Annotated in this window: 13 protein-coding genes and 1 pseudogene; 3 read left to right on the top strand and 11 right to left on the bottom strand. The window is 60.5% G+C overall.

The window, feature by feature from the left end; genetic code table 11:
• Window positions 1-55: 55 nt before the first annotated feature.
• From PanNE5_RS18950 to PanNE5_RS22990, 3 genes are all read right to left on the bottom strand, one after another.
• Window positions 56-1,258: an MFS transporter gene (locus PanNE5_RS18950; RefSeq protein WP_261939871.1), complete on the bottom strand. Its 1,203-nt coding sequence runs from the start codon at window positions 1,256-1,258 to the stop codon at window positions 56-58.
• Between the two features lie 79 nt (window positions 1,259-1,337).
• Window positions 1,338-1,829, bottom strand: coding sequence for a DUF2127 domain-containing protein (locus PanNE5_RS18945; RefSeq protein ID WP_261938621.1), 492 nt, complete (start codon window positions 1,827-1,829; stop codon window positions 1,338-1,340).
• 53 nt (window positions 1,830-1,882) lie between these two features.
• A complete protein-coding gene (locus PanNE5_RS22990; RefSeq protein ID WP_315973442.1) occupies window positions 1,883-2,488 on the bottom strand; it encodes a HAMP domain-containing sensor histidine kinase in 606 nt (201 codons plus the stop codon).
• Between the two features lie 61 nt (window positions 2,489-2,549).
• On the opposite strand from PanNE5_RS22990, the gene PanNE5_RS22985 reads away from it, so the two are divergent.
• Window positions 2,550-2,789, top strand: coding sequence for a hypothetical protein (locus PanNE5_RS22985; RefSeq protein ID WP_315973441.1), 240 nt, complete (start codon window positions 2,550-2,552; stop codon window positions 2,787-2,789).
• 458 nt (window positions 2,790-3,247) lie between these two features.
• Here the strand turns inward: PanNE5_RS22985 and PanNE5_RS18935 are convergent.
• The 6 genes and pseudogenes from PanNE5_RS18935 to PanNE5_RS18910 form a co-directional block, all read right to left on the bottom strand.
• A pseudogene (locus PanNE5_RS18935) lies at window positions 3,248-3,912 on the bottom strand (response regulator transcription factor).
• Between the two features lie 23 nt (window positions 3,913-3,935).
• Entirely contained in the window at window positions 3,936-4,694 is a 759-nt protein-coding gene (locus PanNE5_RS18930) for a hypothetical protein (protein ID WP_261938619.1), read from the bottom strand.
• Window positions 4,695-4,717: 23 nt separating this feature from the next.
• A complete protein-coding gene (locus PanNE5_RS18925) occupies window positions 4,718-5,494 on the bottom strand; it encodes a hypothetical protein (protein ID WP_261938618.1) in 777 nt (258 codons plus the stop codon).
• Between the two features lie 297 nt (window positions 5,495-5,791).
• On the bottom strand, window positions 5,792-8,833 hold the full coding sequence (locus PanNE5_RS18920; RefSeq protein WP_261938617.1) for an efflux RND transporter permease subunit: 3,042 nt from the start codon (window positions 8,831-8,833) through the stop codon (window positions 5,792-5,794).
• The gene (locus tag PanNE5_RS18915; RefSeq protein WP_261938616.1) at window positions 8,833-9,945 is read right to left on the bottom strand and encodes an efflux RND transporter periplasmic adaptor subunit; all 1,113 of its coding nucleotides are present in this window, start codon (window positions 9,943-9,945) and stop codon (window positions 8,833-8,835) included. Before PanNE5_RS18915 ends, PanNE5_RS18920 begins: the two co-directional genes overlap by 1 nt.
• Window positions 9,932-11,176 carry a TolC family protein gene (locus PanNE5_RS18910; protein WP_261938615.1) on the bottom strand — a complete coding sequence of 415 codons (1,245 nt, stop codon included), beginning with the start codon at window positions 11,174-11,176 and terminating at the stop codon, window positions 9,932-9,934. Before PanNE5_RS18910 ends, PanNE5_RS18915 begins: the two co-directional genes overlap by 14 nt.
• A 372-nt stretch (window positions 11,177-11,548) precedes the next feature.
• Here PanNE5_RS18910 and PanNE5_RS18905 point away from each other — a divergent pair, with 372 nt between their 5' ends.
• Window positions 11,549-12,211: a response regulator gene (locus PanNE5_RS18905; protein ID WP_261938614.1), complete on the top strand. Its 663-nt coding sequence runs from the start codon at window positions 11,549-11,551 to the stop codon at window positions 12,209-12,211.
• Window positions 12,212-12,318: 107 nt separating this feature from the next.
• Window positions 12,319-13,593: an ATP-binding protein gene (locus PanNE5_RS18900; RefSeq protein ID WP_410007543.1), complete on the top strand. Its 1,275-nt coding sequence runs from the start codon at window positions 12,319-12,321 to the stop codon at window positions 13,591-13,593.
• An 889-nt stretch (window positions 13,594-14,482) separates the two neighbouring features.
• Here the strand turns inward: PanNE5_RS18900 and PanNE5_RS18895 are convergent.
• Window positions 14,483-14,761: a hypothetical protein gene (locus PanNE5_RS18895; protein ID WP_410007542.1), complete on the bottom strand. Its 279-nt coding sequence runs from the start codon at window positions 14,759-14,761 to the stop codon at window positions 14,483-14,485.
• A gap of 262 nt (window positions 14,762-15,023) precedes the next feature.
• On the bottom strand, window positions 15,024-18,137 hold the full coding sequence (locus PanNE5_RS18890) for an efflux RND transporter permease subunit (RefSeq protein ID WP_261938612.1): 3,114 nt from the start codon (window positions 18,135-18,137) through the stop codon (window positions 15,024-15,026).
• Between the last annotated feature and the right edge of the window lie 37 nt (window positions 18,138-18,174).

Below are 18,174 nucleotides of genomic sequence, written 5' to 3'. Positions count from 1 at the left end.
GCAGCACGGCGTTGCTTGATACTTCTCGTCGCTTCTAATCATTAGAAAATCAAACTCAAGCGAGCGATGTGGGGCGCCGCAAACACCCGCACAGGCCTAATGGCACCAACACCAGTGCTGCGCCGGTAAAGAACGTGGTCGACGCGCCAAAGTATTCCCACGTCGCACCTGCAATTGCGCTGGCCAGCAGCATGGAAAGCCCACCAATTAGGTTGAACACGCCAAACGCGGTGCCGCGCAACGCTGCGGGCGACGATTCCGAGACCATTGTTGCGAGAATGCCCTGCGTAAAGCCCATGTGCAAGCCCCATAAGGCGACCCCGACGAATGTTGACGAAATCGTGCGATTTGCTCCGAGTATCAGATCCGCTGAGATCAGCAGTAGCATGCCGATCGCGAGCAGCGTGCGTCGATCCATTCGGTCTGAGAGCGCACCGACCGGCCATGCTGACACGGTGTACGTGAGGCTCATAACCACCATCACGCCAGGTATCCAGGCGATACTCAGGCCGCTTTGCTGCGCTCGCAACACGAGAAACGCTTCGCTAAAGCGGGCTAGCGCGAATGCGGCACCAACGGCCACGACCATCCAGTAGCGGCTTGAAAACTCGGTCAGTGACCGCCAGTGCAGTGGCGCGCGGAACCCTTGCGCCCTCACTACTGCGGGCGACTCGCGAACGCAGAATACGATTAAAGCAATTGCGACGAACGCGGGCGCCACCGCAAACCACAAAACCACCCGAATCTGATCCGAAAACCAGAACATCAGCAAAATGGCGAGCAGTGGACCAAGGAAGGCGCCGACCGTGTCCATCGACTGTCGCAGCCCAAAGCACGCACCTCGTATCTCTGCCGGGGCCACGTCTGCGATCAGTGCATCACGTGGAGCGCCGCGTATTCCCTTGCCTGCGCGATCAAGAAGCCGTGCACTCACAACGATCGCGGGTGATGTGGCCAGCGGAAACAGTGGTTTCGTGAGCGCGGCGAGCCCATATCCTAAGAGCAGTAGGCCTTTTCGCTGACCGAGCCAATCGCTGATTGCTCCCGAGAACACTTTCACAATCATCGCCGTTGCTTCCGCGACTCCTTCAAGCATGCCAAATGCCGCGACGCTCATGCCCATCGTGGTGACAAGATAGATTGGCAGCAGCGCGTGGATAAGCTCCGAAGAGAAATCCATAAAGAGACTCACAAGACCCAGCACCCAGACCGTGCGGGGTATCGATGCCTTCGGGGAAATTTGGAACTCAGTGGTCATCGCATATTTGTGCTTTGGCGCGCCGGAAACAATCTTCAGATGGAGGTATGGACAGTGAGCGGTCGCCATGCCTCATGCGCTATTTGAATCGATCCTCGTGCGCTATTGCTGCCGTACCATCCGGCGGCAACGTCAACCTCGCCGACACGCGTTGCTTGATATAGCGATACTCATGCCATGTCAGTGCAATGACGCCGAGATCAAGCACTGACAGAAGCAGTAACCAGATCGAATGCGTGTATGTGTAGCGATACAACTGATAAGCAATGAACAGTCCGAATGCGACCATCGACACAGGGAAATACCAGAGTCGCTCGCGCAGCAGACCAATGATGAGCCACAACTTGACAACACCGTGAGCCAGCAAGTAAATCGCCGCAAATTTCTGCGAACCAACCGAGAGATGCTGTACGGCCTGCATCAGGAAACTCGCCACGACATCATGGGGGTCTTCAGTCAGTTCATTGCCGGAGAATCGGAGCACGATTGAGAGGAATACCTGCGTTGGGACAAAGTACGCCACAACGCCAGCGAGGATCTCGGAAAGCGCAAATAACGCCTTGATCCACAAGCTTGTCTCGAATACCCAGTGAAGCCGCTTTTCCGTAGCGCCTGATAGACCTGTCACGCTTTTCCATCCTTAGGTGGCAGTGGCAATGCGAGCGGAACGACCAGGCAGACGCTCAAGCCACGGCAGGTATTTTCATCCGAGTAGGCGAGAGATAGGCTGGCTCCCATTTTGTCAGCAATCGCCTTCACAATTGACAGCCCGAGGCCAGAGCCCGATTGTGTCGTTCCCAGCACTCGGTAAAACGGGTCGAACACGCGGGCACGCTCCCCCGGAGGTATTCCCGGCCCCGTGTCCTGGACGTGCAGTTTTGCATGACACTCCGAGGCCTCAAGCATCAGGTCTACGCGGCCGCCGACGGGGGTATAGCGAATCGCGTTGTCCACGAGATTGTTCATCAAAACACTCAAATCGGCCGGGCTGACGCACAGCGACACGTCCCCCTTTGCCTCGATGCCAATATCGATTTGTTTGGCTTCTGCCAGTGGAAACAGCGTTTCGAGAATGTGACGATACACTTGGAGAACAGACTCGGTTCTGGCGTTACCGTCGCGCGGCATCGCCTGCACGCTGGATAACGTGAGCAGATGTTCCAGCATGTGTCGCCCGCGCTCGATGCCGTGACGCAATTCGATGAGTCGCTCTTTCGCAGTGACCGACATTTGCGCCTCGGACAGTCGCTCCGCCTGCAACGACAGTGCCGTGAGGGGGGGGGCGCCGCTCGTGTGCGGCATCGGCGACAAAGCGACGCTGCGCGTCAACGGACGTGGCAACGCGCGAAAGCAGATTGTTAATGGCGCGGATAAACGGGCGGATCTCACTGGGCAGGTGGTCGGCTGGTACGGCATGCAGCTCGGTGTATTGTCGCTGATCAATCTCCTTCGAAAGGCTGGCGACTGGCCGGAAGATCCTTCGCACGAGCCACCCGACCACAATGAGCAGGACCGGCACAAATGCCACTAGTGGCATCACCGTTCGAATTGCGCTGGTACGGGCAACTTCGTCTCTGACATCCGTCTCCTGCGCTACCGCGATACGTGTACCGGAGCGCAATGTTTTGACCAATACCCGATAGGGCTCGCCGCCCGAGGTTAGCATCGTCAGGCCATCACGCACCGTAACGGGCAGCGGAAGTGGCAGCTTGTCATCACCATCTTCAGCGCTTGGCGGTATTGAGGCCCCAATCCGCTGAACAATTACACGAGCTTCCTCGCCACTCGCTTGAGGGGCTCTAAGGTTGTGAAACTCGCTTGTCGGAAGATTGTTGTTGTCGACGAGCGCTGCAACTTGTCGCAAAATGTCGTCCTGGAGCTCATGCGCCTCGTCGAATGCAGCCCCAAACGAAATCACACCGGCGATCTCTGCAAAAAAGAGGATTGCAGCCGATAGCCACAGGCTCAAGCGCAGGCGAATGGAGTCGCTCAATCGCCTTTTAAGACCATCCATCCGGCCCCCTGACATTCTTGATCGTGCTCGCCCCAAGCTTTTTGCGAAGCGAGTGAATGAGAAACTCGATCGCATTACTCTCGACCTCCTCACCCCAACCGTAAATGCGGTCCTCCAGGTCACCTCGCGATAGGATCGCTCCGGGCCGGGTCAGTAACACTTGTAGCAACGCAAACTCTCGGTTAGATAGCTGGACCGAAACCTCGTCCGAGGCCCGGGCTTCGCGTGTGCCGGGGTCGAGCGTGACGATGCCGTTCGTCATGACCGGTGCAGCCCGTCCAGACTGGCGCCGCATGACGGCCCTTATGCGCGCCAGCAGTTCGGCCATCTCGAAGGGCTTGAGAATGTAGTCGTCCGCACCGGAGTCCAAGCCCTTCAGTCGTTCCGGCAGCGCGTCGCGGGCGGTGACAATGATGATTGGAACACGTTGCCCTTTTGCTCTCAAGATCTGCAAGACGCTGTGACCGTCTTTGCGAGGCAGCCCCAGATCTAGCAGCACCAGATCGTAATGCTGGCAATCCGAGGCCGCTAAGGCAGCTTGTCCGTCGGTGACCCAATCTACTGCGAATGTCGCATCCCTGAGTGAGTCGCGCACGACGCTGCCCACCATCGGATCGTCTTCTACGAGCAGTATTCGCATGTCATGCCCTCTGATGGGACGTTTCAGTGCGCTTTCGCCGCGGCGCGCTGCCTAAAGAGCAGCAGGCTGGTCAGAATAAATGTCAGCAACGCAAACGATGCCGAGTATCGACTCAGCGCAAGACCGCCACCACCAACGGGTTTGTCTAGGAAGTCCCCCACCACGGCACCCAACGGGCGGGTCAAAATAAATGCCGCCCAAAAAAGGAATGTGCGCGATGTGCGGGTCCACATATACGCCCCGGCCAGAATCAGCAGGAGCGCGCCGAACACCACAGCCGCCCCCGTATAGCCGAGTCCTGCCGTATCTGCGGTCCAGTCGCCTAGGGCTGTGCCAAGCGTTTGGGAAAACATGATCGTAACCCAATAGAATACTTCCGCTTTGGGCGAGTTGACCGTGTGGACGGAGACCGAGCCCATCGTCCGGTACCAGATCCAGAGCGAGCCGAGCAGCAAGGCGAGCAGGATTGAAGAGCCTCCGGTATAACCTATACCCAGCGATCGGTCGGCAAAGTCTGCGAGCGTGGTGCCCACCGTTGTCGTCGCGATAATGGTTGCCCAGTACAGCATTGACGAGAACCGTTTGGCACGAATTTGTGCCGTAACCGCGATGGCGAAGATCACCGCGAATATTGCAGTGCCAACAAGGTAGCCGAGGTTCATCGACATGGAGACCGCGTCGCCCCCGGTCTCACCCAGTGTGGTCGCAGCGATCTTGATCACCCAAAACAGCAGTGTGACCTCGGGCACCTTGCTTAGCGATTTCCGTACGGTATCGTTCATCGTCAGATGCATCGATCGAGAAATTAAGTTTGCTGACGTGCGAGTGCTCGCTCAGAAATCGAGAGGTAGAGCACCATAACTACGATGGCCGCCACGAACCCGGCGCTTGTGCCGACAACCCCAAGCCCAAGGCCCCCATTGGATGAGGGTTGCGAGAGGAGATCGCCGCACGATGCGCCGAACGGTCGAGTCAGCACGTAGGCGACCCAAAAAGTCGTGACTGCACTGCGATGGAAAACAAATCGTGCAATCGCCGCAAGACCAATCAGCGCACCGAACACCAAGGCGGAGTTCGCGTACCCCAGATTCAGGCCCTCGGCGACCCAATCGCCGGCTGCCGTGCCTAAGGCGAAAGTCAGCAGAATAGCCGTCCAGTAGAAGAGTTCTCGCTTGACCGTGTCAATCGAATGAATCGACAGGGTACGCTCCTTGGCGTACCAGATGCCGAACGTGAGGAGCAATGCAACCGAGAAGGCGAGCGTAGATGCCGCCAGGGGTACGCCCAGGTTGTCGCTCAGGTTATCAGTGACCAATGTCCCGAAAACACTCACGAAGACGACGGTACTCCAGTAGCGCCACGGGATGTACCGCCGCGCCGACACCTGTAAGCCCAAGAATACGGCCAGAAGCAAGCCCATCACGGCAGACGTTCCGGTCAATCCGAACCCCAGGTTGACGTTAAGGAAGTCCGCTGCAGTCTCGCCGACGGTCGTTGACATCATCTTGATGAGCCAAAACGTCAATGTGACTTCTGGCACCTTGTTCAACCACGCCGGACCTTCTGCATTGACACCATTCATGATTGCCTCCGAGTTCACGCAATGACGCGTGAATTTTCCAACAGTATGCTTAGGGCACACTTAGGTGGGGCAGCGTCATTGGTTTGGTCCAGCAACGCCGGAAGTTCCTAAGAAATGCTGCGAAATATCCTCGCAGGGTTCACGGGCACGACCACGCGGTAAAGGGGTGCCCATTGAGATCGTGGTGTCGGCTTTTGTCTCACCAGCCGGCCACTTGAACATTGGCGGACGCCAGCACGGCGCTTTCCACAGGCAAACTCAGCAAGCTGGCCTCGTGTCAGACTCAGATCGCATAATCTATTTAGGCTTGAGCACTGCCTTGAGCACGGCAGGCAATGCCAGCAGCACAAGTGGCATCTGCACGATCAGTCCCGCAATAATGGCGATCGCCAGCGGTTGTTGCATGGCGGAGCCTTGCCCGATGGCAAACGCCAACGGCAGCAGTGCGAGAATGGCCGCTAACGTTGTCATGGCGATGGGACGCAGGCGGTTTTGCCCAGCAACGACTAACGCATCTTCAAGTGGCATCTCCTCGCGAATCAGGCTCTGAAGCTCCGATACATAGAAGATCGCCACCTCGGTCACGATCCCGATGATCATCGTCATGCCCATCATGGCGGTGATGTTCAACTCGATGCCGGTTACCCACAGCCCGATGAATACGGCACCGGCGGCAAGCATCGGCATAGCCAACACCGCCGCCGCTACGCGGAAGCGCTCGTACAGGAACAGCAGCAGCGCAAAGACGAGGGCCACGGCCGCCGCAAAAACCACCATCAGACCGTGAAATGCGATCTGTTGCTGCTCATAGAGTCCCCCGAGCGCGTAGTATGTTCCTTTGGGCAGCAGATGACGCGTGTCTAGCATCTGCCTCACATCGCCAATGACTGACCCCAGATCGCGCCCGCTAATACGCGCGGTGACTGCGACCATCGGCTTCAGATTGTCGCGGCTGATTTCCGGCTGCCCCGTGACGGGAACGATCTTTGCCACCCGGTCGAGCGGAAAAAGGTGAGCGTCCGATGCGCGCAAAAGCAGATGCGCGAGCCCCGTGTCGGTCAGCGACTGCGCCCCCTCCAATTGCACGCGAATACCGACATTCTTCACGCCTACCTGATAGCTCGACGCTACGTTTCCGGAGAGCAAATTGGCCACCTGCTGCGCGACGGACTGCGGGTCGACCCCCTGCGCCGCCGCAGCATCCGGCTGAATCTGGATGTCGAGGGCGTCACCCGCCGGATTGATACCGTCGTTGACGTCCACGACACCGGAGACATGAGCAAGCGCGCCTGCGACACTGCGCGCCGTGGCTCCCAGCACACTCTGATCGTCGCCGTAGATCTTGATTTGCACAGGCTGAGGCACGGCCGTCAGATCCCCGATCAGATCCTCCATGAGTTGCGCGAATTCGACGTTTACGCCAGGCACCTTGGCTTCCACCTGTGCGCGTATATCGTTCATCACGGCATCGATGGGTTGGCGGTCGCCGGACTTTAACCGCACGAAGAAGTCGCCCCGGTTGGGTTCGCCCAGTCCGCCACCGAGGCCGGTGCCGGTGCGGCGCGAATAGGTCTGCACGTTCGGATTGGCCTGCACGATTTGCTCGATCTGACGCACGAGACGATCGCTTTCCGTGACCGAAGTACCGGCTGCGGTGTGGTAATCCAATACAAAACCGCCCTCGTCCATGCTCGGCATGAACCCACTGCCGACACGAGTGAACGCAAAGGCCGCAACGATCAGCAACGGCACGATCCCGAGCAGCAATCGCGAAGGGCGAGCGGTCAGCGCCTTGACCACGCGCGTATATCGCCTATCCACCCACTTCGCCACCTTCCCACCCTCTTCCGCATGGGCATCTTTGGCTGTCAGCCAGCGGTCGCAGAGCAGCGGAATGGCGAGCCACGTGACGCAGAACGAAACGAAGAGCGCGCTGGCCATGGTGATCGACAGCGCCTTGAAGAACGCTCCCGTCACACCGGTGAGAAATGCGAGCGGCACGAAAATGATGAGCGTTGCCGCCGAAGACCCGGCGAGCGGGCGCGTGAATTCCAGAGCGGCGGACATGATCCGCCCATGGAATTTCTCCGCTCCGTGTTCGTGCATGCGACGCACGATGTGCTCGATCATCACGATGGCGTCGTCGATGATCAGGCCGACGGCTGCCGCCATGCCGCCCAGGGTCATGATGTTCAGTCCCATGCCGAACACGTGCAGCACGAGCAACGTGGCGGCCATGACAACGGGCACTTGCGCCACGGCGATTGCCGTGATCTTCCAGTTGCGAAGGAAAAGCAGCAACGTGAACGCTGCCAGCACTACACCGATGAGCATGGCATCGCGAACGCTCGCCGCCGAGGCAATGACCAGTTCGCTCTGGTCGTACCAGTTCGAGAGCTTCACGTCGGCCGGCAACTGCGCCTGAAACGCGGCGAGCTTCGCACGGACATCTCGGGCGATGGCGACGCTGTTCGCGCCGGGCTGCTGATAGATGTTGAGCAGTACTGCGTCGCGGCCGTTCGCCGTCACACGCAACCATTGGGGAACGGTGCCCTGTGAGATTTGTGCGACATCGGACAGATGCACCGGACCTGCCGGCGTACTCGCGACGACAACATTGGCGAGCGTCTGGGTCGAGGTCACCGAAGCGCGTGCAATGGCGAGGTACAGTTTGTCGTGATCTTCGAGCCGGCCGCTCGCCAACAACACGTTGCTAGCTGCGACGGCTTTGACCACATCACCGATCGCCAACTTGTATTGCGTCAGTCGAAGCGGATCGATGGTGACTTCGAGTTCGTCGTGTGCACCACCGACCGTGTCCACGCGGGCGACACCGCCTACGGCAGACAGCAACGGCCGCAGTTGGTACTGGGCGAGGTTATAGAGTGCGGATGGGGACCGCTTCGTGCTCGTCAAGCTGTACGCGATGATCGGGAACACCGTAGGATCCATCCGGCGAACCTGGGTCGTCGTTCCTGCGGGCAACGACGGCAGCGTTTCGGCGATGGCCGACTGGATTTGCAGCGTTGCCAGCGCCATGTCGGTGCCCCAGTCGAAATTCACGGCGATTTCAGCACTCCCTCGGCTGGTTCGTGACTCCACGCCACGCACATTGGGTGCGCGATGCAGCGCCTCTTCGACCGGCATCGTCACCAACGCAGCCATCTGCTCGGCGGGACGATCGCCCGCATCGAGCGATACGACGACGCGAGGAAAAGCGACATTCGGAAACAATGAAATCGGAAGCTGCGTCGACATCAATGCACCGGCGATCGCAATCATCGAGATGACGAACAGCAACGAGCGCCGGTGCGCCTGCATCCACTGGACGAAACTCATCAGTTGCCCCCCGCGATGGTCACCGTCATGCCTTCAGTCAACTCGTAGTTCCCGGCGACGACCACAGGCGCGCCTTTGAGCAGTTCGCCGTCGACACCGTACTTGTCGCCCGCGTCGACCTGGGGTCGAACGGCGATGCGGTGGGCGCGGTGCAAGCCGTCGACCTGATACAGGTAGGCGCCATCCTTGTCGCGGAGAACCGCGCTTCTGGGCACGACCCAGTGCTGTGCCGGATGCGTCTGAATCGAGGCAGAGACACGGGTGCCGGGGATCAGCGACGGGCTGTCCGGAACAATGGCAGTCACGACCACGGCCTGCGTGACCGGATCGATCGCGGCACCAATCGTGGCGACTGTGCCCGACACCGCCTGTCCCGACAGATTCGCCGCAACAGCGCGCACTTCAACGACGTCGCCCGGGCGGATGCTGCCGGCCATCGACGGCTCGACACTGAGCACGACGTTAGGCACCTGCGCACGCTGCCCGTCGCGCGCCAGCAGCCCGAGGGCAGTGCCGGCCGACACCTGATCGCCCTGCCCCGCATTCAGTTGCACGACGACACCGTCGAATGGTGCGCGCAGGGTCTGCGTGCCGTTCGTTGCCCCCACGCGTTGCTGGACCGCTTCGGCCTGCATTGCATCGTCCAGCGCTTTTTGTGCGGCATCTAGCTGAAATTGGGTGGCGAGATGCGAGTCGTAAAGCGCTTTCGTGTGCGTGAGGTCGCGGCGCGCCGCCGACAGCGCCGTGATCGCTTGATCGTGCGCCAGCGTCGCCGTCGCGTCGGCGACCACATCCATTATCGGGGTTCCCTTGGCCACGCGTTGACCGGGGGCAATCCGCAAGGTCGCAACGCGTACCGTGTAGGGCAACGTGATGGACTGAACCGCCGCCCCGGACGCCGAGACGGCACCGTAGGCGCTTACCGGTTGCGCGATGACCGCCTGTCGCACCGGTAGCGTGGTTACAGAAACCGTCGAGGTCTGTGCCGACGCATTGCTGCTGAAGCCCGTGAGCAAGCAGCTCAATCCCAACACGAGCGCCTGGCCGAGGGAAAACGCGTTGGGCATGGCGTTTGCCCAGCGGTTCGTCGTGGAAGGTTTACTTTCGGTCATGATTCGATTCCTTAGGCATGGCATTCGTAGGCAACATGGCTAGCCCGGCCAGCGTTTCGATGGTGATATCCTGTTCTTCGATCGCCTCGTGCAGCGACAAGGCCTCAACGGATTTCGCCAGCCATGCCATGCGGCAGTCGGTATAGGCACCCAGAGTCAGATTGCGGCTGCTGTATTGGCGCGTCGCCGCATCGCTCGCTTGCGAGAGCATGGGCAGCCCCGTCTCGACTCCGAGCAACTGCGCCTGCGAGATGGCGCGGTCGGCGCGTAGTCGTGAGATGTCGGCGTAGGCTTGGTCCAACCGAATTTGATACTCGTCGCGCAAGCGCTTGCGTGTTGCCGACTCAATGGCCACGTTGCCCTGATTGCGATTGAAAATCGGCAGACTCAGGTTGATCTGAAAGCCTGACGTGTAGACGTTCGAGGTGTCGCGCTGTCTGACGAAACCCACAGACAGGCTCGGGAATTGCTTGAGAATGGCCTGTCGATACTGACCGTCCTGTGCGGCGTAGCCCGCTGCCAGCGCGTTCAGGTCGGCGCGTCGCTGGGCGAGGTGTGTCACGGCGTCGTCTAGCAGCGAGTCCGACGGCGCGTTGGAGCGCTCGTCGCCGATCAGCGTCAGTTCGGTTTGCGGAGACAGTCCTAGCAACGCGTTCAGGTCCGCGTGTGCCTGAAGGTCCGCGTGCTGCAGGTCGGTGTATTGCTTGTGCGCGTCTTGTGCCGCGGTCAGTGCGGCGCTCACGCTGTCCGACGTCAGATTCCCTGCGTCAACCGCCTTCTGGTAAGTCTCGTAACGGGTCTGCGCCAGGTCGTTCGCTTCGCGCGCCAGCGGCAGCAAGACGTCCTGCGTGCGAACCTTGGCGAACAGTCGGCGTGCCTGAGCGATCGTTTGCTGTTCTTGCCAAAGCAGTCCGAGATCCAGCTTCTGGACGTTGTGCTCCGCGGTCGCCTTCGCTCCGGGGATCGCGGCGATGGCCATCAAATCCATGCTGATGCCGTAATTGAAAGCGCGTGTCGCATCGCCCGGCCCCGGACTGACGTAGTCGCTCGAAATGCCGACTTGTGGATCGGGAAGCAGTCCAGCCGCAAACGACTGCGCGTGGGCAATGCCCAGATCGTCGCGGGCGAGCTTCAGATCGGGGTTGTTCGACACGGCCAGCATGGCGATTTCGATGCTGTCCAGTCCATCCGATGGATCGAAGTGATGCGCCGCCAATGCTGGAAAGCGCATCGCAGCGGCGTCGACACTGATACGACTGACGTTAGTTGGTGCATCGGGCTGTGTCGGCAGGGGCGCCTCGTGATACATCGTGCAGCCATTGAGCAGCGCAACGCCGACTGCGGTAAGTCCCGCAGCGAAACGGGATGATATGGGGTGCAATCCGAGCCTCCAACGGCGAAGGGTGATGACGTTGAGGCGATTCTAGAAAGTGCAGCCTTAAGAACTGCTTAAGCCAAAGCGATCGGATCTGCGGGGAATCGGCTGTCGCGCCTTATTCGTGGCGAGATGTACCGGCTAAGCACCCCTTAAGAAAAGAGATGGCAGAATAGCCCTTTACCCGCGCTGTCAAATCGCGCGAGAAGCATGTGGGAGAGCGCACGGATGAGACTTTTGCTGGTCGAAGATGACCCGATGATCGCCGAGACGGTGCTCGACGCCATGCGAAGCGCCGGCCACGCGGTCGACTGGGCGGCAGACGGCCGCGCGGCGGAGCTGTCTCTCGGCAACGCCGTGTACGAACTGGTACTCCTTGACCTCGGTCTGCCTAAGCAGGACGGTACCGAAGTGCTGATGCGCTATCGCAAGTCCGGTGGCACCTCCCCGGTCCTGATTCTGACGGCACGCGATGCCCTGGCTGATCGGGTACAAGGTCTGGACGCGGGGGCCGACGATTATCTGGTAAAACCGTTCGAGCTGGACGAATTGGCCGCCCGCGTGCGTGCGCTGGGGCGCCGCCGGGTCGGTCAGGCAGTCCCACTCTATGTGCACGGCGCTTTGACGCTTGACCCTTCTGCGCATACGGTGCTGCTGGATGGGAAGGTAATGGACCTGTTGCCCCGCGAGTTCGCGCTACTGGCTGCCTTGATGGAAACGCCGACGCATGTCTTCACTCGACGGGAGCTGGAAGAGAAGCTGTACGGCTGGGGGGACGAGGTGGGAAGCAATACGATCGAGGTGCACGTCCATGGTCTGCGCAGAAAGATCGGCGCGCAGCTCATCGTGACCGTTCGCGGCGTGGGATATCGCATGGCACGCGTCGAATGAAATCAATACGTTGGCGTCTCATCGTCTGGCTGCTTGCCGGCCTCATCCTCCTCGCGCTGGTCGCGGGATATTCCCTTTATCGCACCGCGCGCAACGAAGCCGCAGAGTTGTTCGACTACGAATTGCGAACCGTCGCCCTGTCGCTACCTGCTACGTCCGAGGAGGGGGCCCAGGCGGAACCACCGGGCAAGGCCGATTGGGGTGGCCTTGCCGAGGATCGTCTGGTCATACAACGGTGGGCGGGAAACAACATTCCCCAGTATCACAACAAAGCGGCACTTTCGATGCCTCGCCTGACGCCGGGGTTCCAAGACAAGGAGTGGGACGAGACGCATTGGCGGGTCTACGGTATGCAACTGCCAGGGCGGTACGTGCAGGTGGCGCAGCCGATCGCCGTGCGAGATTCGTTGGCGGTCGGCATGGCGCTCAGAATCATCGCTCCCCTATGGGTGCTTGTGCCGGCCATCGTTCTGTTCGTGCTGTGGGTGGTTTCCAAAGGACTTCGGCCGATTTCCGCCATCTCGCGCTCGGTCGCGCAGCGCTCCTACGAGTCGCTGACGCCGCTGAGCTTCGATCAGCCGATTCCCGGCGAAATTTCGTCACTCGTCAATTCGCTGAACGATTTGCTCAAACGGCTGGATCACGCAGCCTCGGCGCAACGGGTTTTCGTGGCCAATGCCGCCCACGAGCTCCGCTCGCCGTTGGCCGCGCTGAAGCTCCAGTTGCAACACGCGCATCAGCAAGGGGCGTTAGGAAGCGACTCGACCATAGCCGCAAAGCTTGAGGGCCGGCTCAATCGCCTGATCCATCTCGTGCAGCAATTGCTCGACCTTGCGCGCGCAGACACCGATCAGGTCGATATTACGAACGTCATCGATATTCGGTTACTGGCCGAACACGTCGTGGGGGACTACTCCTTCACCGCCGAAAGCCGGGATATCGATCTGGGACTGGTCGGGCCGGACCACGCCCTGTTTGTGCATGGCGATAACACCGGCCTCACGATGCTGATGGCGAACCTCGTGGACAATGCGCTTCGTCACACCCCGGATGGCGGTTCGGTCGATGTCCGCTTATCAAACGATCCAAGCGGTGTGGCGATTGAAGTGATCGACACCGGCCATGGCATTCCCTCGGAAGAACTCGAAAAGGTCACCACACGCTTCTATCGGGGCGCCGACGCCGTGGGGCAAGGCAGCGGCTTGGGACTTTCTATCGTCAGTCGTGTGGCCGAACGTCACCACGCACGGCTGGCGCTGGGAAACCGTCTCGGCCAGGCTGGCTTGATTGCGCGCGTGGCGTATCTGCGCCCCGTCAAACGTTCTGGGGAGGCGACTTCGACAGACCTCGAAAGCGTGGGCCATATAAGTTCCCGTCATTAAGTTGATGGATGGTAGGTTCGATCCTTGGCTTCCAGCGACCTGCGGCCAGCCATTTGCGGGGCAACCGAATGCCATCACGCCCCGATGCGATCCGACCATGCAATCGAGATAATGCATCGCCAGCTCAAATCGGTGCAGCAGGTCAAACCACCAGACGATCTTCTGGCCGCCAAATAATCCAACAGCTGCGTGACTTCGTCGTGGCGTCGGGCACGTCGCCACGCAGTACATCCAGCGTCTACTTGAGAACGTGCGTCACGGCAAAGCGGTGCACCTGCTTGTGGCCGATGGCGCGGAATCTGTAGTGAACCGCACCGGTAATGGAACTGCCCCCCAGAAATTGGACAAACTTCAAGGGGTCTCACGAAGAAGTTGACGTGTCCCTGAATCGCCCCAGCTTTCAAGGAAGCCGGTTGTGACCTGACGGATATTTTCGTACCACGGGTGTCTAGAGAATCACGGCGATATCGACGATCAGTGCAAGTAATCCCAGCCGTCGCATGCCTCCGTAGAACAGCGTGAGCGAGAGCGCAGACATCAGTGTGGCGTAATCGCTCGGAAAAGATGAATCAGGTGCATGCGCAAGGAATGAGCGGCCGAGTCCGATTGCGAATGGTTGGGAGAGGTGCCACGCCATGCTGATTGACTGGCTAATGCCGAGCGCTAGGAATTCAACAAGACACGCGCGCGGCGAGCTCCCTTCGTTTGCCAGCCACAGGCCGGCAAGCATGACGGGAACCAGCCAGGTCGCTTCGTTTGCAATAACTACGGCAGCAACGACGAGCCAGTGCGGCGTCGCTGGCGTCGCGTTGAGTGCGAGAAAAAAATGGCTTCATTGAATGCTTCCAGTGCTTTCATCAGGGGATTTGCTAGTGAAGTTAAGGCGATTTCAGTGGTTGCGTTTCGCGAGGCGTGGCGCGAGGAGGCACATCACCAGCGGAATGACAGCCAGCGCTGCTCCTGCGAAGAACGTCTCCGACGCGCCATGGTGATCCCACAGCCAGCCGGCGATGACGCTGGCGAGCAGCATGCAGATGCGCTCGCGAGATTGAATAACGCAAAATGCGCTGCCGCGTAGCGTCTTTGGTGCGGTTTCGGCGACCACGCCGGCGAGAATGCCTTGCGTGAAACCCATGTGCAGACCCCATTGTGCGACGCCGATGAGCACGTTAGTGATTGTGACGCCCTCATGCCGCACGCGACAGCAATCAACACCGCGAGTACGGCATATTGCAGGTGATCGATCGCCATGAGCCATGGTTTGCACGAAACGCCGCCTTACCGGCGCGTGCCAAGCGGGTCGCGGATTGTCTGCGCCCGGCCCCGGTTTGCCCCGCCGTCTTGCAGTATTGAGGTTACCGAACCTGTGCCCCGGTGGGGAGATTCCGGTATCGCTGGCTGCCCAGTCACTGGCCGTTCCCCGTTCCTGCCTATACGCCCGCAGTGTCGGGCTCGGCCAGTTCATCGCGCTCGAAGCGTCCGTAGCGTAGCGCCAGCGTCGGCAGCACGATCAGGTTGAGGGCGGTCGACGTGATCAGGCCGCCGAGAATGACGATCGCCATTGGTCCTTCGATTTCGTTACCTGGCGCGCCGCTTGTCAGCGCGAGCGGCGCCAGCGCGAGCGCGGTGACGAGTGCGGTCATCAGGATAGGCACCAGCCGTTCCGATGCCCCGCGCACCGCCGTATCCATGTTCCACGTCAATCGATCGACGTGTATCAACTGCTCATAGTGGCTGATCAGCATGATCGAGTTTCGTAATGAGATGCCAAGCAATGTGACGAAACCCACCATACCACCAATGGACAGATTCGCCCCCGTCAGCACCACGCTCAGTACCCCGCCGACGAGCGCGAAGGGCAGGTTGACCATGACGAGCAGCACGCCGCGGCGGCTCTTCATCGCGAGAAACAAGAGCAATGCGATGCCGACGAGCGACATCCCCCCGTACGCCAGCAAGTCGCGCTGCGATTGCGAGCGCGCTTCGCTCTCCCCACTGAAAACGGCGTAGGTGCCCGTCGGCATTTTGATTTCACGATACACGCGCGCTTGGGCTTCCTTCACGAAATCGCTGGCCGGCCGGCTGCCGAGATTGACCGACACCGTCTGGACGCGCTGTCCGCCGTCGTGCGTGATCTGATAGCGGCCGGCGACCTGACGGATCGTCGCGAGCGAGCCCAGCGGCGCGGCAAAGCCTTCGGCATTGCGCACCATGAGCTTGCCGATGTCACCGACGGTCGTGCGCTGCGTCGGATCGAGCACGACCGCGACGTCATAGGTGCGGCTGCCCTTGTAGATCTGCGTGACCGTTGTGCCGGCATAGGCGGCCTGGATCGTATCGAGCACTTCGACGGGCCTGAAGCCCGAGCGGCTCAGCGCGTCTGGCTTGAGCTTCACGTCGAGCTCGGGTATGCCGGGAGGCGAATCCACCCGCACGCCGGCGACGCCATGGATCGTGCCGATCAGCTGAGCGATTTGTTGCGCCGTGCGATCGATGACATCGAGATTGTGGCCGAATACTTTCACGACCACCGGGGCGGTCGTCCCCGAAATGGTCTCGTCGATACGCTCCTCGAGAAATGTATTGACCGAGGTGCTCAGGCCCGGAAAGCGCGCCAGCGCCTGGCGAATCCGATAGAGCGCCCAGTTTTGGCCCGATGCGCCCATCGGCTTTAGATCGACCTCGAACTCGGAGAGCTGCACGCCGGTCGGGTCGACCACCCCGTTCGCGCGGCCTGCGCGCTGTGCCACGAGACGCACGCCGGGCACCTGCATCAACGCCTTCGATACCTGCGTGCCGATGCGTATCGATTCCGCGAGCGACGTGCCCGGCTCCAGTCCCATATGGACGATGTAATGGCCTTCGCGCAGTTGCGGAATGAAGCTCCCGCTCATGAACGGCAGCGACGCGAGCGCAGCGACACACATCAGCGCCACTGTTACCATAACCGCTTTCACGTGCTGCTCGACCTTTGTCAGCAGCGCGATGTAACGCGCCTTCAGGCGGGCGACGAGACGGGGTTCATGCTCGGGCAAAGGCCTCTTCGCCAGCAGGGCGAGTGCCATGGCCGGCGTGAGCGTCAACGCGACGCCGAGCGACGCGAGAACGGCCAGTATGTAGGCAATGCCGAGTGGCGCGAAGAGCCGTCCGCCGACACCCGAGAGCGTGAGTACCGGCAGGAAGATCAGCATCACGATGAAGGTCGCAAACACGACGGCGCTACGGACTTCGAGCGAAGCACGCAGCACGACGCGAAACGCGGGGAGTGGCTGAGGTCGCTTGCGATTCTCGCGTAGGCGCCGATAAATGTTCTCGACGTCAATGATCGCATCGTCCACCACTTCACCGAGCGCGATTGCGAGGCCACCCAAGGTCATCGTGTTCAGGCTCACGCCGAACTTGGTCAGCACGATGATCGCAACCAGCAGCGACAGCGGAATCGCGACGGCCGAAATCACGGCGGTGCGCACGTTGAGCAGAAACAGGAACAGAATGGCGATCACGAGCACGGCGCCGACGATGAGTGCCGTCCTCAAGTGACCCACCGCGGCATCGATGAAATTGGCGGGCCGGAAAACGTCCGCGTTCACGTTGATGCCTTGCTTGACAAGCGCCGGCTTGAGTCCGGCGAGCGCATTTTCGATGTCGTGCGTCACGGCCAGTGTGTTGGTGCCGTACTGGCTTTCCATCACGACCATCACGCCGGGCTTGCCCATGATCGAAGCCGCGCCGACAGGCGGCGCACTGCCCCAGGCCACATTCGCGACGTCGCCAAGCCGAACCGACGCACCGTTGCTCGAACGCAGCACGACGCCGGCCAGTTTCTCCGGCGTGGCGATCTGGCCATCGGCATTGATGGCGATGCGCTGGTTATTGTTCTCGATGAACCCGGCGCCCCGTACCCCGGTGGCTTGGCGGGCCGCGGCGATCACGTCCTGGATGGACAATCCGTAGTGCATCAGCTTCGCGGGATCGACCTGGATCTGCATCTGGCGCGTCTCGCCGCCGAACACGATTGCATCGGCCACGCCGGGGACGCTCAGCAGTTGTGGCTTGATGGTCCACTGTGCGATGCCATAGAGATCCGCGAGCGAGCGTGTCTTCGACGTGAGACCGATGATGCGCACGACGCTCGTCGTCGTGGTAAGCGGCAAAAGCCTGGGCGGCTTGACGCCTGCAGGCAGCGTGGCCGCGAGCCCGTTGATGCGCTCGGTGACGAGTTGCCGGACCTGCATCACATTTGCACTGTCATCGAAGACGAGCGTGATCGCGGAGAGACCCTGCATCGATCTCGAACGCATCGACTGCAGCCCAACCATGCCGCCGAGGGCATTCTCGAGCGGTTGCGTGACGAGCGTTTCCACCTGCTCGCTCGTCATGCCTGGCGCGGCCGTCTGCACGATGCTCATCGGCGGAGCGAATTCGGGAAAGACGTCGAGCTTGGCGCGCGTGAGCGTAAAGAGCCCGTAGCCGGCCGCGACGACGGCCAGCGCATAGATGACGCCGCGAAAGCGCAGCGAAAAGCGGATGATCGCGTTGAGCATGGAGCGTGAGGTCGCGTTGATCAGGGCGGGTGATGCG

The sequence above is a fragment of the Pandoraea sp. NE5 genome (assembly GCF_024363545.1).
GTDB classification, from domain to species: Bacteria; Pseudomonadota; Gammaproteobacteria; order Burkholderiales; family Burkholderiaceae; genus Pandoraea; species Pandoraea cepalis.
The sequence above is the reverse complement of the archived record's forward strand: the minus strand, read 5'-3'. Positions and strand labels throughout refer to the sequence as shown.